The sequence below is a fragment of the Flavobacterium luteolum genome, from assembly GCF_027111275.1.
GTDB classification, from domain to species: Bacteria; Bacteroidota; Bacteroidia; order Flavobacteriales; family Flavobacteriaceae; genus Flavobacterium; species Flavobacterium luteolum.
In genome coordinates this window covers 994,978-1,017,980 of the sequence record NZ_CP114286.1, presented here as the reverse complement: position 1 = coordinate 1,017,980, position 23,003 = coordinate 994,978, and the positions used below count along the sequence as shown (strand labels likewise).

The 23,003-nt window shown below is 33.2% G+C and carries 23 protein-coding genes; 16 read left to right on the top strand and 7 right to left on the bottom strand.

All coding sequences use genetic code 11. The features are described from left to right. Window positions 1-25 precede the first annotated feature (25 nt). The 3 genes from OZP10_RS04005 to OZP10_RS03995 form a co-directional block, all read right to left on the bottom strand. On the bottom strand, window positions 26-502 hold the full coding sequence (locus tag OZP10_RS04005; RefSeq protein WP_281633628.1) for an FKBP-type peptidyl-prolyl cis-trans isomerase: 477 nt from the start codon (window positions 500-502) through the stop codon (window positions 26-28). 115 nt (window positions 503-617) lie between these two features. Then, complete coding sequence (locus OZP10_RS04000) at window positions 618-2,480, bottom strand: ABC-F family ATP-binding cassette domain-containing protein (protein ID WP_281633627.1); 1,863 nt, start codon at window positions 2,478-2,480, stop codon at window positions 618-620. 90 nt (window positions 2,481-2,570) lie between these two features. Then, window positions 2,571-3,536: a T9SS C-terminal target domain-containing protein gene (locus tag OZP10_RS03995; RefSeq protein ID WP_281633626.1), complete on the bottom strand. Its 966-nt coding sequence runs from the start codon at window positions 3,534-3,536 to the stop codon at window positions 2,571-2,573. Between the two features lie 150 nt (window positions 3,537-3,686). On the opposite strand from OZP10_RS03995, the gene OZP10_RS03990 reads away from it, so the two are divergent. Continuing rightward, window positions 3,687-5,105, top strand: coding sequence for an undecaprenyl-phosphate glucose phosphotransferase (locus tag OZP10_RS03990; protein WP_281633625.1), 1,419 nt, complete (start codon window positions 3,687-3,689; stop codon window positions 5,103-5,105). Window positions 5,106-5,111: 6 nt separating this feature from the next. On the opposite strand, the gene OZP10_RS03985 is transcribed toward OZP10_RS03990, so the two are convergent. Beyond that, window positions 5,112-5,849: a tyrosine-protein phosphatase gene (locus OZP10_RS03985; protein ID WP_281633624.1), complete on the bottom strand. Its 738-nt coding sequence runs from the start codon at window positions 5,847-5,849 to the stop codon at window positions 5,112-5,114. A gap of 111 nt (window positions 5,850-5,960) precedes the next feature. Between OZP10_RS03985 and OZP10_RS03980 the strand changes: the two genes are divergently transcribed. From OZP10_RS03980 to OZP10_RS03915, 14 genes are all read left to right on the top strand, one after another. Then, a complete protein-coding gene (locus OZP10_RS03980) occupies window positions 5,961-7,151 on the top strand; it encodes a DUF5009 domain-containing protein (RefSeq protein WP_281633623.1) in 1,191 nt (396 codons plus the stop codon). Window positions 7,152-7,295: 144 nt separating this feature from the next. Next, window positions 7,296-8,450 (top strand): BamA/TamA family outer membrane protein, encoded by a 1,155-nt coding sequence (locus OZP10_RS03975; RefSeq protein WP_255462963.1) that lies wholly within the window; start codon window positions 7,296-7,298, stop codon window positions 8,448-8,450. Between the two features lie 31 nt (window positions 8,451-8,481). After that, window positions 8,482-9,645 carry a glycosyltransferase family 2 protein gene (locus OZP10_RS03970; protein WP_281633622.1) on the top strand — a complete coding sequence of 388 codons (1,164 nt, stop codon included), beginning with the start codon at window positions 8,482-8,484 and terminating at the stop codon, window positions 9,643-9,645. Between the two features lie 84 nt (window positions 9,646-9,729). Further along, window positions 9,730-11,088: a dihydrolipoamide acetyltransferase family protein gene (locus tag OZP10_RS03965; RefSeq protein ID WP_281633621.1), complete on the top strand. Its 1,359-nt coding sequence runs from the start codon at window positions 9,730-9,732 to the stop codon at window positions 11,086-11,088. 219 nt (window positions 11,089-11,307) lie between these two features. Next, a complete protein-coding gene (locus OZP10_RS03960) occupies window positions 11,308-12,078 on the top strand; it encodes a 3'-5' exonuclease (RefSeq protein WP_281633620.1) in 771 nt (256 codons plus the stop codon). Between the two features lie 84 nt (window positions 12,079-12,162). Continuing rightward, on the top strand, window positions 12,163-12,774 hold the full coding sequence (locus tag OZP10_RS03955) for a fumarylacetoacetate hydrolase family protein (RefSeq protein WP_111289096.1): 612 nt from the start codon (window positions 12,163-12,165) through the stop codon (window positions 12,772-12,774). Further along, window positions 12,774-13,118: an Hpt domain-containing protein gene (locus OZP10_RS03950; RefSeq protein ID WP_008468078.1), complete on the top strand. Its 345-nt coding sequence runs from the start codon at window positions 12,774-12,776 to the stop codon at window positions 13,116-13,118. The genes OZP10_RS03955 and OZP10_RS03950 overlap by 1 nt, the downstream gene beginning before the upstream one ends. A gap of 174 nt (window positions 13,119-13,292) precedes the next feature. Further along, window positions 13,293-14,546, top strand: coding sequence for a CinA family nicotinamide mononucleotide deamidase-related protein (locus OZP10_RS03945; protein WP_281633619.1), 1,254 nt, complete (start codon window positions 13,293-13,295; stop codon window positions 14,544-14,546). Between the two features lie 71 nt (window positions 14,547-14,617). After that, the gene (rpmB, locus tag OZP10_RS03940; protein ID WP_008468080.1) at window positions 14,618-14,854 is read left to right on the top strand and encodes a 50S ribosomal protein L28; all 237 of its coding nucleotides are present in this window, start codon (window positions 14,618-14,620) and stop codon (window positions 14,852-14,854) included. Window positions 14,855-14,881: 27 nt separating this feature from the next. Then, window positions 14,882-15,064: a 50S ribosomal protein L33 gene (rpmG, locus tag OZP10_RS03935; RefSeq protein ID WP_011963553.1), complete on the top strand. Its 183-nt coding sequence runs from the start codon at window positions 14,882-14,884 to the stop codon at window positions 15,062-15,064. A gap of 77 nt (window positions 15,065-15,141) precedes the next feature. Further along, the gene (locus OZP10_RS03930; RefSeq protein WP_008468081.1) at window positions 15,142-15,294 is read left to right on the top strand and encodes a DUF4295 domain-containing protein; all 153 of its coding nucleotides are present in this window, start codon (window positions 15,142-15,144) and stop codon (window positions 15,292-15,294) included. A gap of 187 nt (window positions 15,295-15,481) precedes the next feature. Continuing rightward, window positions 15,482-16,435: a signal recognition particle-docking protein FtsY gene (gene ftsY / locus OZP10_RS03925; RefSeq protein WP_177212408.1), complete on the top strand. Its 954-nt coding sequence runs from the start codon at window positions 15,482-15,484 to the stop codon at window positions 16,433-16,435. Between the two features lie 486 nt (window positions 16,436-16,921). After that, window positions 16,922-17,362, top strand: a complete 441-nt coding sequence (locus OZP10_RS03920; RefSeq protein WP_281633618.1) for a lipocalin family protein — start codon at window positions 16,922-16,924, stop codon at window positions 17,360-17,362. Next, on the top strand, window positions 17,343-17,639 hold the full coding sequence (locus tag OZP10_RS03915; protein ID WP_281633617.1) for a DciA family protein: 297 nt from the start codon (window positions 17,343-17,345) through the stop codon (window positions 17,637-17,639). Before OZP10_RS03920 ends, OZP10_RS03915 begins: the two co-directional genes overlap by 20 nt. A 175-nt stretch (window positions 17,640-17,814) precedes the next feature. On the opposite strand, the gene OZP10_RS03910 is transcribed toward OZP10_RS03915, so the two are convergent. From OZP10_RS03910 to bshC, 3 genes are all read right to left on the bottom strand, one after another. Then, a complete protein-coding gene (locus OZP10_RS03910) occupies window positions 17,815-18,234 on the bottom strand; it encodes a nucleoside-diphosphate kinase (protein WP_012026941.1) in 420 nt (139 codons plus the stop codon). Between the two features lie 219 nt (window positions 18,235-18,453). Further along, window positions 18,454-19,725: an acyltransferase family protein gene (locus OZP10_RS03905; RefSeq protein ID WP_281633616.1), complete on the bottom strand. Its 1,272-nt coding sequence runs from the start codon at window positions 19,723-19,725 to the stop codon at window positions 18,454-18,456. Between the two features lie 124 nt (window positions 19,726-19,849). Further along, window positions 19,850-21,439 carry a bacillithiol biosynthesis cysteine-adding enzyme BshC gene (gene bshC / locus OZP10_RS03900; RefSeq protein WP_281633615.1) on the bottom strand — a complete coding sequence of 530 codons (1,590 nt, stop codon included), beginning with the start codon at window positions 21,437-21,439 and terminating at the stop codon, window positions 19,850-19,852. 268 nt (window positions 21,440-21,707) lie between these two features. Here bshC and OZP10_RS03895 point away from each other — a divergent pair, with 268 nt between their 5' ends. Beyond that, entirely contained in the window at window positions 21,708-22,985 is a 1,278-nt protein-coding gene (locus OZP10_RS03895) for an MFS transporter (RefSeq protein ID WP_281633614.1), read from the top strand. Window positions 22,986-23,003 lie beyond the last annotated feature (18 nt).

Sequence of the window (23,003 nt, the reverse complement as noted above, 5' to 3'; positions counted from 1 at the left end):
TAGAATGTTTTGTTCTACAGATTGATTAATTTACAGAAACAAGTTTTATTTCAAAAATTAAAACAGAGCCAGCAGGAATGTTTTGAACCTTACTACTGCCGTAACCTAAGTGTGCCGGAATAAACAAAGAGGCGCTTCCTCCTTCTTTTAAAAGTGGTAAGCCTTCCTGCCATCCTAATATTAGTTTGTTTAATGGAAATGTTACTCCTGCATCGGTAGTAGTCTGATCAAAAACAGTTCCATTCGTTAGAGTACCTTTGTAGGTCACCGTTACGTTTGATTGTAGAGTTGGCTGTTTACCTGTTCCTGCTTCTTTGATAATATAGTGCAGACCTGTGTTTGTCTTTTGAGCTGTTAAATTATTTTTCGCTAAATACTCAGTAATTTCTTTTTCGTTTTCAGCACTATAATCGATCTTTTCAGGAATTCTCTCAAGTCCTGAATCACTAGTACAAGAAATAAAAAACGTAAGGATTGAAAATGCCGTTAATAATTTTTTCATATGGTATTTGTTTTTTTAAGGTCGTAAATATATAAATAAGTTTTTATGACAGTTACAGTTTTTGAGACATTAACATTAATAGAAAAGTCTAAAACTGAAAACGTGAAGCAAAAATTTACCCTTCAAGTTTAGCAGAAAGTTCAAACCAGCGTTCTTCTTTTGCGTCTATTTTGTTTATGATATTTTGAAGTTCATTGGCTTTTTTCTCAATATCAGCATCAGCGACTTTTCCATCAGAGAATAATTTTTCGATTTTAGTCTTTTCGATTTCTAAATCTTTAATTTCTCGTTCGATTTTCTGATATTCTTTTTGCTCATTGAAGCTTAAATTTCCGGTTGGATTATTTTGCTTCCAATCTTTCTTTTCAGCTTTGTTTTCTTCTTTTTGAGCAATATCAGCACTGTCTTCATACGCACGGAAATCAGAGTAGTTTCCTGGGAAATTTTCGATTTCCCCTTGTCCTCTAAAGACAAATAAGTGATCAACGATTTTATCCATAAAGTAACGGTCGTGCGAAACAACCAATAAACATCCCGGATAATCTAAAAGGAAACTTTCTAGAACGTTCAGAGTTACGATATCCAAATCGTTTGTTGGTTCATCTAGAATCAGAAAGTTCGGATTCTGAATTAAAACCGTACATAAATACAAACGTTTTAATTCTCCACCGCTCAATTTCTCAACATAATCGTATTGTTTTTTTGCATCAAAAAGAAAACGTTCCAATAGTTGCGAAGCCGAAATAATTTTTCCTTTAGTAAGCGGAATATATTCTCCGTATTCTTTTATAATATCAATAACACGTTGCCCAGGTTTTGGATTAATTCCAGACTGTGTATAATATCCAATTTTAATGGTATCTCCTTTTACAACACGCCCGCTGTCTGGTGGAATTGTTCCTGTAAGCAGATTTAAGAAAGTCGATTTTCCAGTTCCGTTTTTTCCAATAATTCCGATTCTTTCGCCACGCTGAAAATCAAAACTAAAGTTATCTAGAATAACACGGTCTTTGAATTTTTTAGAAAGTTTGTGAAGCTCGATAATTTTGCTTCCCATTCTTTCCATGTTAATTTCAAGCTCAACTTTGTTTTCTTTTCGTCGACTTTGCGCTTTTTCTTTAATAATGTAAAAGTCATCCTGACGTGATTTCGATTTAGTCGTTCTCGCTTTTGGCTGACGACGCATCCATTCTAACTCTTTTACAAATAAATTTTTGGCTTTATCAACACTAGCATTTTCAGAAGTGATTCTTTCTTCTTTTTTCTGTAGATAATAAGAATAGTTTCCTTTGTATTGATATAGTTTTCCGTTGTCTAATTCGATAATTTCGTTACAGACACGTTCCAAAAAGAAACGGTCGTGCGTTACCATAAACAGCGTAATGTTTTCTTTAGCAAAATAACTTTCAAGCCATTCGATCATTTCAAGATCTAAGTGGTTGGTTGGCTCATCTAGAATCAATAAATCTGGACGATTGATTAGGATTATAGCCAAAGAAAGACGTTTTTTCTGTCCACCAGAAAGATTTTTTACTTTTAGTTTAAAATCTTCCAGTTTTAATTTGAATAGAATTTGTTTGTATTGCGTTTCAAAATCCCATGCATTATGCTGATCCATTGCATCGAAGGCTTTTTGATACGCTTCTTCGTCAGAGGGATTTTCTAAAGCTTTTTCATAAGCCTCAATCACTTTAAGAGTTTCATTGTCTGATGCGAAAATACTTTCTTCAATTGTAAGTTCGTCTTGAAGATTATTGTCTTGAGAAAGAAATGCCATTCTGATTCCTTTTCGTAAAACAACTTGTCCAGTATCTGGTTCTTCCAATCCGTTAATAATGCTCATGATGGTTGTTTTTCCAGAACCATTTTTTGCAATAAAAGCGATTTTTTGATCTTTGTTGATTCCAAAAGAAATGTTGTCAAAAAGGACTCTTTCGCCAAATGACTTCGATATATTTTCTACAGATAAGTAATTCACTTTGTAAGTATAAGTTATAAAATTATGAGTTATGAATGTTTCTAAAACATAACTTTCTGCAAAAGTAAACTATTATCTTGCATTTGCGAATTATTTATGGAGATACAAACTGAGGGCTGAACTCAAATCAAAATAATGAATTTGCTGTGGATTGTTTAAAATTGGTTTTAGAACTAGAGATTCATTTGTCATAAAATAATGAAGTCCGTCTTTTGTTGCAATTCCTTCTATTTGATGAAAAGGAAGTTTTATATCAATTCGTCTTTTATTTCCAGACAGAAAATCGTGATTTTTAAAATCATAAAGCAGATACAAAAACGGTTTTCCGACTTTGGTATAGCCACACAAAGTAATTAATTTTTTATCTTCTAAATAAGTTGCGCCAGTGACCAAACCTTTGGTGTCAAGTGTGGCTTTGAGTTTTGCAGTTTGCGTTCCTTCTTGCTTAGATAAAACGTAAATATTGGTTTTAGATGATTTCCATTGTTTGGTAAACAGATAAATGCTGTCTTTAGAAACAATAAAAGCTTCACAGTCAAAATTAGTTTTATTGGGTTTTGAAGCAGTAAAATCAGTTTGGTCGGAATAAGAAAATGTAATGGTTTCAATTTTTGGTTTACCTTCTAAAAAAGATTTTTTTTCGATTTTAAGGATTCTTAAATCCGATCGATTTCCGGCAGAATTATTTCCAAAATCTCCAACATAAATATGAGTATCATCTTGCGATATTTCTTCCCAATCGTGATTGATAACTGCTGGGAGAATAATTTTCTTTTTAATTTTTCCGAGAGAATCTAATCCGTAAATCGTTGTGTCGTGATCGTCATTGTGTGTCCAAAGTAGGTTTTCAAAGGCAATCAATCCAGAAGTTTCTTTAATTGAATCGCTTAAACGAATAGAGTATTCAGGTTTTATTTTTAAGTTCTTATAGCGGCAGTTTCCATCATTCTGTCTAAATTTCGAATTGTAATTTTCTGCCTGCGGATCTGTACAGCCAGGGTTTTGAGCATTAATCGAAGCGGTGATGGTTAGAAAGAAAAATACAATTTTTAGCATAAGTGCAATGTTAAGTCTGCATAAGATAAAAGTAAAGTTTTAAATAATAGAACGAAATAAGTATTTAAAAAATATAATTTAAATGTTATTTTGCATCACATTAAATGTAAAAGTCTTTTTTATTCTTTTTGGATAAAACTACGCCCCGCAATGAAAATTTTACAAAAATTATCACACTATCGAATTTCACGTTATTATAAACTTTTGTTTGTAGTAGTTGATATTGTATTGTTGAATCTTGCGACTATTCTTTCGGCCTTGGCAAGGTTTGGCAATTTAGATAAATTATTATCTAAAGATGAAAGAACAGTTTCGCTTTTAGCCATTTTAATATGGGTTGCTTTATTACTCCAAAAAGATTCTAATAGAAGCGTGAGAGTCGAGCCGATAGAATCGATATTGTGGAGAACAATCAAAAAGATTTCTATTCATGCCGCTTTGGTCTCGATATTCGTTGTTTACTTAAAATACGTTGATATTTCAAGACTTCGCTTGGTTTATTTTTACCTGATATTTTTTGGATTGCTGATGATTTCTCGTTATTTGTCAATGAAGCTTTTAAAATATGTTCGAGCGAAAGGCTATAATTTTAAGACTTTTATAATCGTAGGGGCCAATAAATCTGGTGAAAAAATTCGTAAAGTTCTTGCAAAAGATCTTACGTTTGGCTACCGTTTTTTAGGTTTTTTTGACGAAATAAATGATAATCAAATTGTTGATCCGGCTTTAATTATTGGGAAATTTGAAGATGTTGAAAAATTCGTGATCGACAAAAAGATCGACGAGATATATGTTGCATTGCATATTGACAATATCGAAATTATTAATGAGCTGACTAGAATTTGCGAGCAAAATATGATTCGTATCAAATTCATTCCCGATTTTCAGCTTTATACCAAAGCAAGTAAAGTAGAAGTTGCTTTTTATGAAAATACGCCAGTCTTAATGTTTCGTCCAGAACCGTTAGAATTTGCATCCAACAGACTTTTGAAAAAGGCTTTCGATATCTGTTTTTCGGGTCTTGTGATTCTACTTATTTTTCCTTGGCTGTTTCCGATTATCATGATTATTATCAGACTCGAATCACCAGGTCCTATCTTTTTTAAGCAAGAAAGATCGGGGAGAGACAATAGATCGTTTATGTGTATAAAGTTTAGAAGTATGTATGTAAATGGTCTGGCACATAATAAACAAGCAGAAAAAGGAGATAGCAGAATAACCAAATTTGGTGCTTTTATCCGTAAAACAAGTATAGACGAACTGCCACAGTTTTTTAATGTTTTTCTTGGAGACATGTCCGTTGTAGGACCAAGACCACACATGGTTAATCTTGCAAAAGAGTACAGCGATCTTATTAATAATTATTTGGTACGCCAATACGCGAAACCAGGAATTACAGGCTGGGCGCAGGTAAATGGTTTTAGAGGAGAAACTAAAGTCTTAAGCGATATGGAAAACCGCGTGGAATATGATATCTGGTATATCGAAAATTGGAGTTTTCTGCTAGATATTAAGATTATTGTAAAGACTGTTATCAATATTTTTAAAGGAGAAGAAAACGCCTATTAAGCTTTTTTAGAATTTAAAAAACTGATTATTAGCAATAACTTCTTTTAAAGGAGCAATATTTTTGGTTTTAATCTTATCGTCAAAAGCTGCAATATGTTTTTTATGATGAATATCGGTTCCGCAAAAATCATACATTCCTTTTGCTAAAAGAGCATCGGTTGTTTTAGCAATCTGCGAACCATAATATTCTACAGTCGAAAGCAGATTTAATTGAAAAAGACAGCCTGCATTTTTTAATTTTTCATATTCCGAAAACTTGTTGTGATAAAAAACATATCGTTCCGGATGTGCTAAAACTGGAATATAACCCGCGACTTGTATCTCAAAAATGGTCTTGTAAATATTTAGCGGTGCATTTAAATAAGATATTTCTACCAAAACATAATTGTCTTTTAAAGTCAGCAGTTTTTCTTCTTTAAAATGATTTTCGAACCAGCTGTCTATAAAATATTCGGCAGCAGCCTGAAGAGGTATTTTGATTTTACTTTCTTCTAATGCCTTTTGGGTGTCTTGAAGTTTAGATTGAATAATCTCTGGCGAATTATTCCAAACATAATGATTGATATGCGGAGAAGTTATAATTTGGGAAACTCCAAGCGCTTTCAAAGACGAAACCAACTCAATTGATTTTGCCATGTTTTTTGCCCCGTCATCAATTCCCGGTAAAATATGAGAATGAATATCGACAAAATTGCCATCAAGCAGTTCTTTTAATACGGGTTTTGATTTGAGGAATGATAACATGTGGCAAAAATGTATAAATCAGTTTTATAATGCGCAAAATTAGTAGAGAATTTGTAACAAGACATTTTAGAATTATACTATATTTGATTTTTAGTAAAAAAGTAAAAAATTATGAAAATAAAAGAGAATCTGTTTAATCAGCGTATTATTTCTATTGATGCTTTGCGTGGAATTACCATTTTTGTAATGATTTTTGTAAACGAACTTGCAAGTATTCAAAACGTACCACAATGGATGAAACACATGCCCGCAGATGCCGATGCGATGACTTTTGTAGATTTAGTTTTTCCTGCTTTTTTATTTATTGTCGGAATGTCTGTTCCGTTTGCTTTTAATGCTAGACTTATAAAAGGCGACAGCCCGAAAACCATCTGGACTCATACTTTAAAAAGAGCGATTGCACTTATTGTGATTGGTGTTTTTATGGTCAATGCCGAATATGGATATGATGTAGCAAAAATGATTATCACGCCAGCATTTTGGGGACTTTTGGCGTATAGTATGCCTATTCCGATTTGGAATAAATACCCGAAAGATTTTCCTGCTTGGTTAAAAAATGTGCTTCAATATGGAGGGATTTTAGTTCTCATCGCACTTTATTTCATTTATGTGCAAGATACTGGAGATCGCGGAATGACGCCAAAGTGGTGGGGAATTCTAGGATTAATAGGTTGGGCATATCTTTTTACAGTAATTTATTATTGGCTGGTTTCAGGAAACTTATGGGCAATGATTGGACTTTTAGTTTTTTCTGTAATTATGAATTCCCTTAATTTAACAGAAAACTCTTTTGTTCACAGCACTTCTTGGTTAAGCTTTATAGCAGGACATCTTACACATGTTTCTTTGACTTCTGCTGGAATTATAGTTTCGTTATTATTTTTTGATCAAAAAATTAGCTCCAAAATCAATTGGGCAGTAATTGGTTTTATTGTTTTATTTACAGTAACAGCAATCTTGCTTCGCCCGTATTTTGGAATATCGAAAATCAAAGGGACGCCTTCTTGGACAATGTTCTCGGCAGCAATTTGCACCGTCCTTTTCTATTTTCTGTATTGGCTGATGGAAGTTAAGAAACAGACGAGATGGAGCGAATTCTTTATGCCTGCAGCTGCAAACCCGTTATTGATTTATATTTTGCCAGGCGTAATTTATTACTTCTGTAAAGCTTTTAACTTTCATATAATACCAGGATATTTCAGAGAAGGCGTTCCAGGAATTTTATGGTCTCTGGTGTTTTCAATAATTATGCTTTTCGTAATGAAGATTTTGAATAGATATAAAATTCAGCTACATCTTTAGAGTTTTCAATTTGTAAACTGAGACTGAAAACCGCGACTGAAAACTTTCCTCAAAATCGACCTTAATATTCTTAATAAAATTTTAAATTTGTAAGAGACGGATTTTAAAATATTGTGAGTGAATGGTTTAAAAATTAAATACATTTTGATTTTATTTTTAATAGGATCGTTTTGTCAGGCTCAAAACGATAGTACTGCCGTGGAAACTCGTGATATCTTAGACGTCATTCATAAAATTTTTGATAAACAGGATACTATTCGCCCAGATAGAAAACGAAAACTGGCTTTTTCTTTATTGCCTGTTCCTGTCGGTGTTAATTCTAGTAATGGTTTGGTTGTCTCTTTTCTGACTACTTTTTACTTGGGAGATGCAGAAAAAACCAAAATGTCTCAAATTACCTTTTCGCCATATTTTAGTTTCAGCAATCAATTTGTATTTCCGATCCAATCTTATATTTATACGAGTGACAATAAGTGGAATCTTATGGGAGATTATCGGTATATGATTTATCCTCAAGATACTTACGGTTTGGGAGAAGATAATACAAAAAAGGAAATCTCTACGCTCGATTATCAGCAATGGCGTTTTTATCAGTTTATAACAAGGCAGATTGTCGGTAATTATCGTTTAGGAGTTGGTTTTCTTTTTGACAATTACAAAAATATTTCTGAAGAGTCTTATATAGACGGAGAAACAGATTATTATAAATATATGAATGGCGATTATTCTGATGAGACTTCTTTCGGATTTGCAATTCAGGGTTTGTACGATTCTAGAGAAAATATTATCAATCCCGAACAAGGTCTGTACGTCGAAGCTGATTTGCGAATCAATACTAGTGGAGTAGAAGGAGACAAATGGCAATCTTTGTATTTTGATGCTCGAAAATACCATTCTTTTAGTAAAACCAAACATCGGGTTTGGGCATCAAGAGCTTTCTTTTGGTCTACTTTTGGAGGGAAACCGCATTATTTGGATCTCCCAAGTATTGGCTGGGATCGTGAAGGGAAAACAGGACGAGGATTTACCAAAAACAGATACCGAAGTAATGCCTTAATTTATTTTGAAACCGAATATCGAACAGATATCAGTCGTAACGGTTTTTTTGGTGCTGTTTTTTTTACCAATGTTTCTTCGGTTTCTAAACTGGATACGTATGAATTTAAAAAATGGAATCCTGCTGTCGGAACTGGAATTCGCATTAAATGGAATAAACGCAACGGCAGTAATTTGGCTCTGGATTACGGAATCAGTAAAAACGACTGGTCGCTTCGCTTAGGGTTATCAGAAAATTTCTAACTTCGGCCAAAATCTACAGACTTAATTATTCATGCAATTATCGGTTGTTATTTTAAATTACAATGTGCGTTACTTTCTCGAACAATGCCTTTTAAGTGTTCAGGAAGCAATTGCGTCAATCGATGCAGAAATTATTGTAGTCGATAATAATTCATCAGACGAAAGTGTTTTGATGATGAAAGAAAAATTTCCCGACGTAAAACTGATTGAAAACAAAGAAAATTTTGGTTTCCCAAAAGGAAATAATATTGGTGTTCGTCAAGCGAAAGGAAAGTACGTTTGTATTTTAAATCCTGATACTGTCGTTGCAGAAGATACTTTCATAAAGATTTTGGCTTTCGCCGAAAGGCAAAACAATCTAGGAATTATTGGCTGTAAATTAATTGACGGAATAGGAGCATTTCTTCCAGAAAGCAAACGCGGTATTCCAACGCCTTGGGTGTCTTTCACAAAAATCTTCGGATTGTATAAGATCTTTCCTAAAACCAGACTTTTTAATCAATATTACGCGCAGCATTTAAACGAAAACGAAACAGGAAAAGTAGATATTCTCGTTGGTGCTTGTATGTTATTAGAAAGAAAACTGTATGAAGGTTTAAATGGTTTTGACGAAAACTGTTTTATGTATGCAGATGATATTGATTTGTCGTATAGGGCTTTACAAATAGGAAAAACGAATTTCTACTTTCATGAAACCACCGTTTTGCATTATAAAGGAGAAAGTACGATAAAAGACGAAAAGTACATGATGCGTTTTCAAGAAGCCATGAATTTCTTTTATCAGAAACATTTTAAGAAATCGCAGTTCTTTAGTATCTTTATTAAAATAGGTGCTTTTTTGTTTTCAATAGCTAAAATGTTTCAAGGAAAACGAAAAGAAAACCCATTGCCGGAAAGTTATTTTTTATACTCCGAAAATGAGAATTTCGCTAAAAAACTGGCTTCGATTTTGGAAAATAAAGTTGCTTTTTTAGATTTCAAAGGAGAAAAAATGGTAAATTCGTGCCTAATTTTAAAGGGTAAAAAGGCAGAGATCATTTTGGATAATCACTATATTTCATTCAAAAAATGTATCGAAATCATAGAAACTCTTAAAGATAAGCAGGTTACTTTTAAAATTTTTCCCAAAAATACGGGTTTTATTATTGGAAGTAATTCAAGGAATGACAGAGGGCAAATCATGAAAATTGAGTAAAAAATTATATTAAGTGTAATTTATGTTTAAAAATTTCATTAATTTCGCAATCTGAAAATCAAAAACATCTTTTAGATTAACAATATGGCAAGATTTGAATTAAAACTTCCTAAAATGGGAGAAAGTGTCGCTGAAGCAACCATAACAAACTGGTTGAAAGAGGTTGGAGACAAAATTGAGGCTGATGAAGCCGTACTCGAAATTGCAACAGATAAAGTTGACAGCGAAGTGCCTAGTGAAGTATCAGGAATTTTAGTTGAGCAATTGTTTGGTAAAGATGATTTAGTGCAAGTAGGGCAGGCTATTGCCATTATTGAAACTGAAGGAGGAGAAACAGCAGCTCCAGAAGCTGTAAATGCGGTTCAAGAAACTGCCGCTCCTGCAGAAGTCGCTGAAATCGAAAAAACAATCGAATCGGTTAAAGAAACGGTAACTTCTCAAGATTTTTCAGGATCAGATAAATTCTTTTCTCCATTAGTAAAAAATATTGCAAAAGAAGAAGGTCTTTCTTTAAACGAACTTGAAAATATTGCAGGTTCTGGAAAAGACGGACGTGTGACTAAAGAAGATATTCTAAAATATGTAGAAGCTCGTAAATCGGGTGCTGTTCAAGTTCCTCAAGCGGTTGAAACAGCTCCAAAAGTAACTGTTGAAACTCCGAAAGCTGAAGCGCCAAAAGCTGTTGAGCCAGCTGTTCAAAAAAGCCAGCAAGCGGTTCCAGTTTCTGTAAACGGTGCTGACGAGATTGTTGAAATGGACAGAATGCGTAAACTGATTTCTGGTTATATGACCGCTTCGGTTCAGACTTCTGCTCACGTACAATCTTTTATTGAGGTTGATGTAACGAATATTGTAAAATGGAGAGATAAAGTAAAAACAGCTTTCGAAAAAAGAGAGGGCGAGAAATTGACTTTTACTCCGATTATGATGGAAGCGGTTGCAAAAGCTTTAAAAGATTTTCCTGGAATGAATATTTCTGTTGACGGAGATTATATCATTAAAAAGAAAAATATCAATTTAGGAATGGCGGCAGCATTGCCAAACGGAAATTTAATTGTTCCCGTAATTAAAAATGCAGATCAGTTGAATTTGGTTGGAATGGCAAAAGCGGTTAACGATTTAGGAAACCGTGCAAAAGCTGGAAAACTAAAGCCAGACGATACGCAAGGCGGAACATACACCGTTACAAACGTTGGTACTTTTGGCAGTGTATTCGGAACGCCAATTATCAATCAGCCACAAGTTGGTATTCTAGCGCTTGGCGCAATTCGTAAAGTGCCTGCGGTTATTGAAACTCCAGAAGGTGATTTTATCGGAATTCGTCAAAAAATGTTCTTATCGCACTCTTATGATCATAGAGTTGTTGACGGAGCTTTAGGAGGAAGTTTTGTGAAAAGAGTAGCAGAATATTTAGAAGCTTTTGATGTAGATAGAGATTTCTAAAATTCATTTTAAAAATAAATTCAAATCCGACTGGTTTTAAACTTGTCGGATTTTTTCTTTTGTAAGAAAAGAATTAAGCAGTAATACGCAGACTTATTAAGGGCTTGTTTTTTAAAAGTTAAAATTGCATAATTGAAAGCATTTTTCGACAAAAAAAATCAGAATAAGGGAAGATATTCCGCTTTAAAAATTACATTTGTAAACTTATAAAAATTAGAAATGGAATTAAAACTTAACAAGCCAATTTGCTTTTTTGATCTCGAAACAACGGGAATTGATATCGGTAAAGATAGAATCGTAGAAATTTCAATATTCAAGGTTTTTCCTAACGGAAACAAAGAAAGTAAAACCTGGCTGGTTAATCCAACAATTCCAATTCCTCCACAAACAACTGCAGTTCATGGCATAACAGACGAAAAAGTAGCCAACGAACCGACTTTTGCAGAACTTGCTCCGCATATTCATAATATGATAAAAGACAGTGATCTTGGCGGATTTAATTCAGATCGTTTTGATATTCCCCTTCTAGCGGAAGAACTGCTTCGTGCAGGAGTTGATTTTGATATGAAAAATAAAGTTTCTGTAGATGTGCAGACGATTTTTCATAAAATGGAAGAGCGTACATTAAGTGCTGCTTTGAAATTTTATTGTGGAAAAAATTTGGATAATGCACATTCGGCAGAAGCAGATACAATGGCTACTTACGAAATCTTGAAAGCGCAATTAGATCGTTATCCAGAATTAGAAAATGACATGAAATCTTTATCTGAGTTTACAACACGTAAAAAAATAGCAGATTTTGCCGGAATGATTGCTTTTGATAAAGATGACGAAGAAATTTTTACTTTTGGAAAACATAAAGGTGCAAAAGTAGAAAAGGTTCTAGAAACAGAGCCAGGATATTTCAGCTGGATCCAAAATGCTGATTTTCCTTTATATACCAAAAAAGTTTTGACAGCAATTAAATTAAGAAAATTAAATACAAAATAAGATGCTAAGATTCTAAGGTTCTGAGTTTTTTAAACATGAAATCTTAGAATCTTAGAACCTTAGAACCTCAGTACCTTAAGAAGAATGAAGATTATCTGTGTCGGCAGGAATTATGCCAATCATATAGAAGAGTTGAAAAACGAGCGTCCGAGTGAGCCTGTTGTTTTTATGAAGCCTGATTCTGCGGTTTTGCTGAAACAGCATCCGTTTGTAATTCCAGAGTTTTCTGAAGATGTTCATCATGAAGTTGAAATAATCGTAAAGATTAATAAAGTTGGGAAATATATTGAGCCAAAATTTGCTCATAAATATTATGATGAAATAAGTGTAGGAATCGATTTTACTGCTCGAGACTTGCAAAGTAAATTGAAAGAAAAAGGGCTTCCGTGGGAAAAAGCCAAGGCTTTTGACGGTTCTGCGGTTATTGGTGATTTTTTGCCAAAAACTGATTTTGTTTCTATGGAAAATCTTAATTTTGAATTAAGAAGCAATTCAGAAACAGTTCAAAAAGGAAACTCGAGTATGATGCTTTGGAAGATTGATGAATTAATCTCACATGTATCTCAGTTTTTTACATTAAAAATTGGAGATATTATTTTTACAGGAACGCCGGCAGGTGTTGCGGCTGTAAAACCAAATGATGTTTTAGAAGGCTTTTTAGAAGATAAAAAATTATTCAGAATACAAGTAAAATAATGGCTTTAAAGTACAACCTTTCGAAAGTTTATGCGCTTTCAGATAACGATCCTGAATTTGTAAATCAGATTTTAACTTTATTTGTTACAGAAGTTCCTGAAGATTTAAAACAAATCAAAGAAGGAATTAAGAAGAAGGATCATAAATACGCCTATTCCTATGCTCATAAAATAAAGCCTACATTGGATCTAATGGGATTAAATGTGGCTTTTGAAGAAATTTTGCAAGTAGAAGCTTGGACAAAAGCTGAAGGCAAGAAAAAAGATATTATCGAAACTTTTAAAAGTATTAAGGTACAAGTAAAAGAAGCGATTAAAGAAATTAAAAAAGATTTTGATCTTTAATATAAAATTTGACTTATTCCTGTTTTAAAGGAATAAGTCAAAACATTTTTTAAATTTTGTAAACAGGCTTATAGTTTGTAAAAGCCGTTAATACCTTCCTCCAAGACAAAATTTAAATTTTCTACTTATAAATTATTGGCTTATTTATTTAAGCAACAAAAATATTTCACTGATATGAAAGCAGCAATTATTACTATTGGAGATGAAATCTTAATTGGCCAAATCGTAGATACAAATTCGGCTTTTATTGCTAAATCACTCGATAGAATTGGAGTTGAGGTGGCAGAAATGCTGTCGATAAGCGATGACAAAAAACATATTTTAGATACTTTTGCTCAATTGCAAAACAAAGTAGATGTTGTTATTGTGACTGGCGGATTAGGGCCAACAAAAGATGATGTTACAAAGAAAACATTTTGTGAATACTTTAATGATGAGTTAGTTGTAGATCAAAAAGTTTTGGCGCATGTAACCGAATTGATTGAAGGTTTTTATAAAAGACCAATTTCTCAATTGAATAAAGATCAAGCTTTGGTTCCGTCAACTTGTACTGTTTTGCATAACAAAGTGGGAACTGCGCCAGGGATGTGGATGAAGAAGGAAAATACCGTTTTTATTTCGCTTCCAGGAGTTCCGTATGAAATGAAATATTTGGTAGAAGAAGAAATAATTCCAAAGATTGTTCGTGAATATAAACGCCCTTATATTATTCATAAAACCATTTTGACTTATGGTCAAGGCGAAAGTTTAGTTGCAGAACGTATTGAGCAATGGGAGAATAATCTTCCAGAATTTATAAAATTGGCTTATTTGCCAAATCCGGGACGAGTTCGTTTGCGTTTGACCGCCAGAGGAACTAATAAAGAAGAGTTGGAAGAAGCAATAGAATCTAATGTTCAGTCTTTAGATGCTGTAATTCATGATATAATTGTAGGTTACGAAGAAAACGAGACAATCGAAACTGTAATTGGTAAATTGCTTTCTAAACAAAGCAAAACAATCTCAACAGCAGAAAGTTGTACAGGAGGAAGAATTGCTTCGCTACTGTCGTGTGTTCCTGGTTCGTCGGGCTATTTTAAAGGAAGTGTGGTTTCTTACGCAACAGAGGCAAAAGTGAATGTTTTGGGAATTCCGCAAAATTTAATTGATCAGTTCTCGGTTGTAAGTGCTGAGGTTGCTTCGGCTATGGCGCTGAGTGTGAAAGATTTGCTAAAAACTGACTATGCTCTAGCAACGACAGGTAATGCGGGACCTTCAAAAGGTGATTCTGATGCCGAAATTGGAGCTGTTTTTATTGCTTTAGCAACTCCAGAGGGAGTAATTGTAGAGGAATTTAACTTCGGACAACCTCGTGAAAAAGTGATAGATAGGGCATCTATCAAGAGTTTGGAAATTTTACAGAAAGAAATTTTAAAATTTGTGCAATAATTTTTTGCTACAATGGTTTATTTTTCTTTTCTTTGCACCCTGATTTTGAATAACGATAAAAGATAAGTATAATGTCAAGAGTTTGTGACCTTACAGGTAAAAGAGCGATGGTAGGAAATAACGTTTCTCACGCTATGAACAAAACTAAGAGAAAGTTTTCTGTAAACTTAGTTAAAAAGCGTTTTTATCTTCCAGAAGAAGATAGATGGATTACTCTTAGAGTAGCAGCATCTACGATAAAAACAATTAATAAAAATGGAATCACTGCAGTTTTGAAAAAAGCGCAGTCAGAAGGATTTATCAAATAATCTTTTCCTAAATAAATATATAGCAAGATGGCAAAGAAAGGTAATAGAATCCAAGTAATTTTAGAATGTACTGAACACAAAGCTTCTGGTGTTGCAGGAACTTCTAGATATATTACAACTAAGAACAAAAAAAATACTCCAGACAGATTAGAGATTAAAAAATTTAATCCAGTTTTGAAAAGAGTAACTGTTCACAAAGAAATTAAGTAATAATTAGAGATTTTTATAAATCTCAAATGGTTTAGCCATTTCGAGTTTTATGAAAAACTTCAAATAACATTTGAATCATGGCAAAGAAAACCGTAGCATCGTTACAAACATCTTCTAAGAGATTATCAAAAGCCATCAAAATGGTAAAATCTCCTAAAACTGGTGCATATACATTCGTAGAATCTATTATGGCTCCTGAAGAAGTTGATGAATTCTTGAAAAAGAAATAATTACAATTACATTATATAGAAAAGCTACTTTCATTCGGAAGTAGCTTTTTTATTACCTATATTTGTCTAAAAATTTAAAGAATCGTAACAATTGGTCGTTTTTAAAAAAACAATTGCACTTTCTTTAAAGATTTGGATTTCTTGCCTGAAAATCGAGAAATCTAGTAAATCTAATAATCTACAAAAAATGAGTTTTTTTAAAAAATTATTCTCTAGCGAAAAAAAAGAGACTTTAGACAAAGGTCTTGAAAAAACAAAAACTACTTTTTTCTCGAAGTTAAGTAAAGCCGTTGCAGGAAAATCTAAAGTTGATGATGATGTTTTAGATAATCTGGAAGAAGTTCTTGTAGGTTCTGATGTTGGAGTAAATACTACATTAAAAATCATTGAAAGAATTGAAAAACGTGTTGCTGAAGATAAATATTTAGGAACAGATGAGTTAAATCAGATTCTAAGAGATGAAATAGGAGCTTTACTGTCTGAAACAAATACAGGTGAAGCAACAGAATTTGAAGTTCCAAAAGATAAAAAGCCTTACGTCTTAATGGTTGTTGGAGTAAATGGTGTTGGAAAAACAACTACTATTGGTAAATTGGCGTATCAGTTTAAAAAAGCAGGGCATAAAGTTGTTTTAGGTGCGGCAGATACTTTCCGTGCAGCGGCGATAGATCAGTTACAAGTTTGGGCTGACCGTGTTGGGGTGTCAATTGTGAGACAAAATATGGGAAGTGATCCAGCTTCTGTCGCTTTTGATACTTTGCAATCAGCCGTGGCTCAGAATGCAGATGTTGTTATTATTGATACAGCGGGACGTCTTCATAATAAAGTGAATTTGATGAACGAACTGTCGAAGGTAAAACGTGTCATGCAGAAAGTGGTTGCTGATGCTCCTCACGATGTACTTTTGGTTTTAGATGGTTCAACTGGTCAAAACGCTTTTGAACAAGCTAAACAATTTACAGCAGCAACAGAAGTAACTTCGTTAGCAGTTACAAAATTGGATGGAACTGCAAAAGGAGGGGTTGTAATTGGTATTTCTGATCAATTTCAAATTCCAGTTAAATATATTGGTGTCGGCGAAGGAATTGAAGATTTGCAAGTCTTTAATAAATATGAATTCGTTGACAGTTTCTTTAAATAATTTATAATGAAAAATGTATCAGCTTTAACATTCTATTTTGCTAGTGTACTATCTTTTGTTCTGGCAAATGTTTTAAAGGATAAAAATCTTTCGATATACTATATTTTATTGGTTCTGGGAATAGTTTTATTCTTTTTAGGAGTGCTTAAAAGAATACGTTCTAATCGATAAATATAATTGAAAATTTATTGAGCCTTTAAATAGGATTCGTTTAGGCGTTTCTATTTGAAGGCTCTTTTTTATTAGGTATACCTTGCTTTGAAAAATACTTTATGGTGTTTTTTGATTTTTTATTTCTTTTGATGATTATAAGATTATCTTTGTAGTTCGATAAAATTTCTTTTGAAAACAGGAGCCCTAGCCCTGATGGGAGCGGCATCCTTTTGTGCCGGTGTTCGGCACAAAAGATAGAGGGGACAGCAGGAAATAGCTCCTAAATCTTCGACTTCATTTAAAGAAAAAGAATAAATTTTAATATTTTTAAGTATGAAAAACATTTTTGTGATTATGGTTTTTTCACTTTTGTTTGCAGGCTGTAAACAAGAAATAAAACCTGCAGATATTGCTAAACTAAATGGCTATTGGGAGATTGAAAAAGTGGTTTTTGATAAAGGAGAAGAGAAGGAGTATAAAATGAACGAGACTTTTGATTTTTTTCAAATTAAAAATAATAAAGGAATTCGAACGAAAGTGATGCCTCAGTTTGACGAAACGTTTTTGACCACAGACACTTTTGAGAACGTTTCAGTTCGTTTTGCAGGAGAACATGTTTTTCTAGATTATAAAACGAAATATACAAAATGGAGCGAAGAAATTATTTCACTTTCAGATGACAAATTAGTGGTTAAAAACCCGCAAAAAATAGAATATCATTATAAAAAAACTGGACCTGTAAATCTTATGAACGATGGCGAAAAGACTAAATAGCGAAACAACAATTGGTGCTGTTTTACAGCAAATTATTCAGGTGAATAAATTGCAACCTGGAATGGATGAAATTGATGTTCGTGAGGCTTGGAGGCAGCTTATGGGGAATGGTGTGAATACATATACCCGAAATGTTGTTTTGAAAGGCAGTACGCTTTATGTAGAATTAGGTTCTTCTGTTCTGCGTGAAGAATTGACTCATGGAAAATATAAAATCGTAAAAATGATCAATGAGGAATTGGGGCGTGAAGTTGTGAAAGATGTCGTTTTACGTTAGACTTCTTAGAATTTTAGATTTTAGATTTCAGATTTTAGATTTTAGATTTTAGATTTTTCGATAAAAAAAAATCCATTCGCTAAGCGAATGGATTTTTTTATTTGTGATCGTTAGATTCAGCAATCTGAAATCTGAAATCTGAAATCTAAAATCTACAATCTGCAATCTAAAATTATTAGAATTGCTCTCTTCCTGCAAAGTGGAATGCGCTTTCAATAGCAGCATTTTCGTCGCTGTCAGATCCGTGAACTGCATTTTCTCCAATTGAAGTAGCGTATGCTTTACGAATAGTTCCTTCAGCAGCTTCAGCTGGGTTTGTAGCTCCAATTAAAGTTCTGAAATCTTCTACTGCGTTGTCTTTTTCTAAAATAGCAGCAACAATTGGTCCGCGAGACATAAATTCAACTAATTCTCCGTAGAAAGGTCTTTCTGCGTGAACTGCGTAAAATGCTTTAGCATCTGCTACAGTTAATTGAGTTAATTTTAATGAAACGATTTTGAAACCACCATTAGTAATCATTGCTAAGATATTCCCGATGTGTCCGTTTGCAACAGCATCTGGTTTAATCATTGTAAAAGTTCTATTTGTTGCCATTTTGTATTTTATTAAATTTTGTGCAAAAGTATACTTTTTTTATGAATTGATTTTAATAAAATCATAAATAAAACGCTTTAGAATGATGTTTTGGACAAAAATGTGTTTTATGTTGATTGGTATATATGTTGAGATGCACTGCAGTGCATCTAACACGAACAAATGTTGACAATAAAAAAGACGCACTGCTGTGCGTCTCTACATATAAGGTTTCAAAAATTATACTTTAAAGATTAGTTTGTTTCTATAGAAAATCCATAAAATAAATGTCCAGATTGCTACATAGGTTAATGCGCCTGCTAAAGATGCTGTCATTGGATTGCTGAAGAATGGCGCGATGCCAAATCGGTACAAGTAATCTAATAGATTGATCTGTTGGTTTGGAAGTGACGGATTTTGAAAATGAATCATGACCAAAGCCTGCGGGATAATTTGCGAGGCAAAGAAAACAATCATTGGATTTACTCCCCAAATTACAAATAGCTTAAAGCCTTTTTTGAATTCTTTTATATCAATTAGGTAATATAGTGCTGTAAGACAAACTGTTGCTAGTCCTGTTGTATATACGACATAACTGCTTGTCCAGATCGATTTGTTTATCGGGAAAACTAAATCCCAGATTAAACCGAAAAAAATTAATGCAGTCCCGATCATTCCCATTCTTTGGGCTTTCTGGATTTTAGTTACACTTAGAAGTAAGATTTGACCAATAAATAAGCCAATAATCCCGTTTACAATTGATGGAATTGTACTTAAAATTCCTTCTGGATCCCAAGTTTTGGTTTCGTGATACATATGTCCTTTTAGAAAGGCGCTGTCAACCCAAGCGGCTAAATTGGTTCCTTTTTCTAAATTAGCTTCTCCAAGTCCAGGAACAGGAATTAAAGTCATAACGGCCCAATAGCCTAAAAGCAAAACAATTCCGGTAATAAGCTGAGTTTTTCGTGTTGTTTTTAAGTATAAAAGCGAAACTACAAAATAGACAACCGCAATACGTTGTAGCACTCCAGGAAGTCTTACATCTGCATAATTTTCAAATCCTCCGTAAGCTAAAATGAGATATAGGGCTAAAATGCTAAAGGCCAAAATGTTTTTTAGTCTGTTGCTAAAATTTCCCATCAAAGCATAGCCAACGGCAAAAGTAATAACCAATCTGCCAATCAAAAGTGGAATTCCGTCTAAACCAAATAGCTGAATTTTTCCAAAGAAGTTAAAGAAAATCCCTAAACAGAACATTCTTAAAGAACGAATCAGGATTTTATTAAATGTTGTTTCGTCATACGTTTTCTCTGGCATTGCTAGCGGTACGGCAACTCCCATTATAAAGATGAAAAATGGAAATACAAGATCTGTTGGTGTACAGCCATTCCATTGTGCGTGCAAAAGCGGAGGATAGACATTTCCCCAATCACCAGGGTTGTTTACAATAGTCATCAATAGAATAGTCAGTCCGCGAAAGACATCAAGCGAAATTAGGCGTTCTCTTACCATCAGGTTAGTTCGTTAATAGGTTATAAAAATATAATTCTATTTGGTTTGAGAGAGCAATAATTTAGGAGATGTGCTGGTTATTTGTTCCTAAATTATCGCTTTTGAATTTCTAAAGATAATTATTTTAGATTATTATGATGTCAAAATTATGTTCTAAAGGCTTTAATTTTTGAATCAAAAGCGGAATCAGCTGATCTCCTTTTTCTAAATAAAATTCAGAAAAATTAGCTTGGCGCTCCTGAAGACTATTGTTTGGAAACAGCTCGCATTGTAAATCGGTTACACGTTGCAATTGATCGTGAAGTTTTCTTTTTTGCGCTTTTAGCAAACGTTTTTCCAGATTTTCAAGACCTTTCTTTTGTTTCACTTCCTGTGCTTTTACGGCTCCGGTGAAAGATTTGTCTGTTTTTTCAGCTAATTCAAAAAGATAATTAAACTGTTTTTCAAGCGCTTCTTTTTGGGGAGTTAAATCTATTGGAAATGGTGAAAGTTTATGAGTAATCTCATTTATTAAATTCTCCGACTTATTGAATAAATCTTTCCAAGATAAATTTAAATTGTCGGCTTTTTTAACTTGTTTTTCGGTTGCTAAAAGAACCGAATTTCGAACTAATACTATTGGGAAAGTAATATTTACAGCATCAAAAAAAGCTTTTAATTCTAGCCAATACGCAATTTCTCCGCCTCCGCCAATGTAGCAAAGATTAGGAAGAATTATTTCCTGATACAACGGACGCATAATTACATTTGGACTGAATTTTTCAGGATTGTTTTCTAGTAATTTGAAAATTTCATCCTTTGAAAATGAAATTTTGGTATTATTAACCCAATATTTATCATTTTCAAAAATGATTCTTTCGCGCAGTTTATCTTCAATGTAAAACAAATTAATTTCACGCGGATTTACCTGAACTGTATAATCTGCAAGTTCTTCAATTGATTTCTGAACTGCTTTAAATGAAGTCTGATTTTCTAATTCTTCTTTTGCAAACGGAATAAAAGCACGTTTTAAATCGGCAGTATCTGCATCTATAATTACTAAACCGTAATTGGCAAAAAGTGCGTTTGCTAAGTAGCGAGTTGCATCTGCTAGATTTTCATGTTTTAAATAAGCGTCTTCAAACAGCCTTTTTAGGGTATTTGCATTAGAACTCGAACCTAGTTCTTTAGAATAAACTTCAAATAAATCTTCTAAACCATCGGTTGAAAGTCTTCCAACTGGACCAGTGCTTTCTGCATTCCAGCGGATTTTTTTTCCTTTAAAATTAAAATAATTAATTTCTTCAAAATCATGATCTTCTGTTGCCATCCAGTAAACTGGAACAAAATTGTACGAAGGGTATTTCGATTTTAATTCTTTAGTCAAATTAATTGTCGAAATAATTTTATATAAAAAATACAATGGCCCGCTAAACAAATTTAGCTGATGGCCAGTGGTGATGGTAAAAGTATTTTCGAGTGCTAAAAGCGAAATGTTTTGTCTCGTTAAATCTGAAATTTCAATATTTTGATATTGTTTATGCAGAGCGTCAACCAATACTGTTCGGTTATTCTGATCAAAATTAGCTGCTTTTTCGGCTATTTGTTTTTCGAAATTTTCTAAGGTAGGAAAATTATTGTACAGCGGTTTTAATTCTGGTTTTTGATCTAAATAATCCTGCATTAGTTTAGAGAAATATCCAGAAGATTGAAAGCTGATACAGTCGGTAGGCATAATTTTAAATTTATTTTTGATAGCTGTAAATTTAATGAAAATATACAGTTAAAAACGCTATTAACAATTGCTTAAGATTTGATTTTTTTTCTAATGTTTTTAAAAGCGTTGAAATCAAGTTTTTAAATTTTTATTTTGTAAGGTTGTTGAAAATTGAAAATTTACATAATTTGTTAAAAATGTAAATTAGTTATGAAAGTAATTGATCTAACTGTGAGTTTTTAATAATGAAACTCTATTTTTGCAAATAAAAAAGATATCAGTTTTCATGAAAAGTAACCCAAGTAAAAAGAACTCTTTAAAACATGTTCTTTTTGGAAGCCTTATAGGCACCACAATCGAATTTTTTGATTTTTATATTTATGCCAATGCGGCTGTATTGGTTTTTCCGCAATTATTTTTTCCAAGTTCAGATTCGACAATGGCGACTCTAGAATCTTTAGCAACATTTTCTATCGCCTTTTTATCGCGCCCTTTAGGTTCTGCATTTTTTGGACATTACGGAGATAAAATTGGACGTAAATTTACCCTTGTAGCAGCTTTATTGACAATGGGAATTTCTACCGTAACAATTGGTTTCCTGCCAAGTTATGAAAGCATTGGTGTTGCGGCTCCATTATTATTGATGCTTTGTAGATTCGGACAAGGAGTTGGTTTAGGAGGCGAGTGGGGAGGAGCAGTCTTGCTTGCAATCGAGAATGCGCCACCAAATAAACGCGCATGGTACGGAATGTTTCCGCAATTGGGAGCTCCAATCGGTTTATTGCTTTCAGGCGGAACTTTTCTATTGCTTACTGATTCAATGAGCAATGATGATTTTATGAATTATGGATGGAGAATTCCGTTTATTGCCAGTGCACTTTTGGTAATCGTTGGTTTTTATATTCGAACAAAAATTACTGAAACGCCTTCTTTTGAAAATTCCAAAAAGGAAAAAGAAGAAGTAAAGGTTCCTTTTTTAGAATTGGTGAAATCTTATAAAAATCAGTTGATTTTTGGAACTCTTGCTGCTGTTACAACATTCTTAGTTTTTTATTTAATGACAGTATTTACATTAAGTTGGGCAACTTCAGATTTAGGAATTGTTAAACGTAATGGATTACTAATACAATTGTTCTCTGTATTGTTTTTTGCGTTGTTTATTCCAGTTTCTGCAGTAGTTGCAGATAAAATAGGCCGACGTAAAATGCTTATTGTTGCTACAGGTGCGATTGCTGTTTTCGGATTTTTCTTTTCTTATTTCTTGAGTTCAGGAAATATAACTTTGGTAACTGTTTTCGCCTGTATCGGGATGTCTTTAATGGGGTTTACTTACGGGCCTTTAGGAACATTCCTGTCAGAATTGTTTCCAACAAACGTTCGTTATTCTGGAGCATCTTTGACTTTTAATATGGCTGGAATCCTTGGCGCTGCTTTTGCGCCTATGATTGCAATTTGGCTGGCTAAGACTTATGATGTAAGTTATGTAGGGTATTATTTAGTTACCGCAGCCTTAATCTCTTTAATTGCCTTTTTAGTAATTAGTAAAGACGAACATAAGTTTTAGGTTGTTCATAAAAATATT

Excerpts from the sequence above, each read along its gene's own strand:
- OZP10_RS03945 (WP_281633619.1), top strand. The coding sequence starts at position 13,293 with ATGAAAGCAGCAATTATTACTATTGGAGATGAAATCTTAATTGGCCAA.
- OZP10_RS03930 (WP_008468081.1), top strand. The coding sequence starts at position 15,142 with ATGGCAAAGAAAACCGTAGCATCGTTACAAACATCTTCTAAGAGATTA.
- OZP10_RS03950 (WP_008468078.1), top strand. The coding sequence starts at position 12,774 with ATGGCTTTAAAGTACAACCTTTCGAAAGTTTATGCGCTTTCAGATAAC.
- OZP10_RS03910 (WP_012026941.1), bottom strand. The coding sequence starts at position 18,234 with ATGGCAACAAATAGAACTTTTACAATGATTAAACCAGATGCTGTTGCA.
- OZP10_RS03955 (WP_111289096.1), top strand. The coding sequence starts at position 12,163 with ATGAAGATTATCTGTGTCGGCAGGAATTATGCCAATCATATAGAAGAG.
- rpmB (WP_008468080.1), top strand. The coding sequence starts at position 14,618 with ATGTCAAGAGTTTGTGACCTTACAGGTAAAAGAGCGATGGTAGGAAAT.
- OZP10_RS03995 (WP_281633626.1), bottom strand. The coding sequence starts at position 3,536 with ATGCTAAAAATTGTATTTTTCTTTCTAACCATCACCGCTTCGATTAAT.
- OZP10_RS03905 (WP_281633616.1), bottom strand. The coding sequence starts at position 19,725 with ATGGTAAGAGAACGCCTAATTTCGCTTGATGTCTTTCGCGGACTGACT.
- OZP10_RS03915 (WP_281633617.1), top strand. The coding sequence starts at position 17,343 with ATGGCGAAAAGACTAAATAGCGAAACAACAATTGGTGCTGTTTTACAG.
- OZP10_RS03960 (WP_281633620.1), top strand. The coding sequence starts at position 11,308 with ATGGAATTAAAACTTAACAAGCCAATTTGCTTTTTTGATCTCGAAACA.
- OZP10_RS04005 (WP_281633628.1), bottom strand. The coding sequence starts at position 502 with ATGAAAAAATTATTAACGGCATTTTCAATCCTTACGTTTTTTATTTCT.
- OZP10_RS03965 (WP_281633621.1), top strand. The coding sequence starts at position 9,730 with ATGGCAAGATTTGAATTAAAACTTCCTAAAATGGGAGAAAGTGTCGCT.
- bshC (WP_281633615.1), bottom strand. The coding sequence starts at position 21,439 with ATGCCTACCGACTGTATCAGCTTTCAATCTTCTGGATATTTCTCTAAA.
- ftsY (WP_177212408.1), top strand. The coding sequence starts at position 15,482 with ATGAGTTTTTTTAAAAAATTATTCTCTAGCGAAAAAAAAGAGACTTTA.
- rpmG (WP_011963553.1), top strand. The coding sequence starts at position 14,882 with ATGGCAAAGAAAGGTAATAGAATCCAAGTAATTTTAGAATGTACTGAA.
- OZP10_RS03990 (WP_281633625.1), top strand. The coding sequence starts at position 3,687 with ATGAAAATTTTACAAAAATTATCACACTATCGAATTTCACGTTATTAT.
- OZP10_RS03985 (WP_281633624.1), bottom strand. The coding sequence starts at position 5,849 with ATGTTATCATTCCTCAAATCAAAACCCGTATTAAAAGAACTGCTTGAT.
- OZP10_RS03920 (WP_281633618.1), top strand. The coding sequence starts at position 16,922 with ATGAAAAACATTTTTGTGATTATGGTTTTTTCACTTTTGTTTGCAGGC.
- OZP10_RS03980 (WP_281633623.1), top strand. The coding sequence starts at position 5,961 with ATGAAAATAAAAGAGAATCTGTTTAATCAGCGTATTATTTCTATTGAT.
- OZP10_RS03895 (WP_281633614.1), top strand. The coding sequence starts at position 21,708 with ATGAAAAGTAACCCAAGTAAAAAGAACTCTTTAAAACATGTTCTTTTT.
- OZP10_RS03970 (WP_281633622.1), top strand. The coding sequence starts at position 8,482 with ATGCAATTATCGGTTGTTATTTTAAATTACAATGTGCGTTACTTTCTC.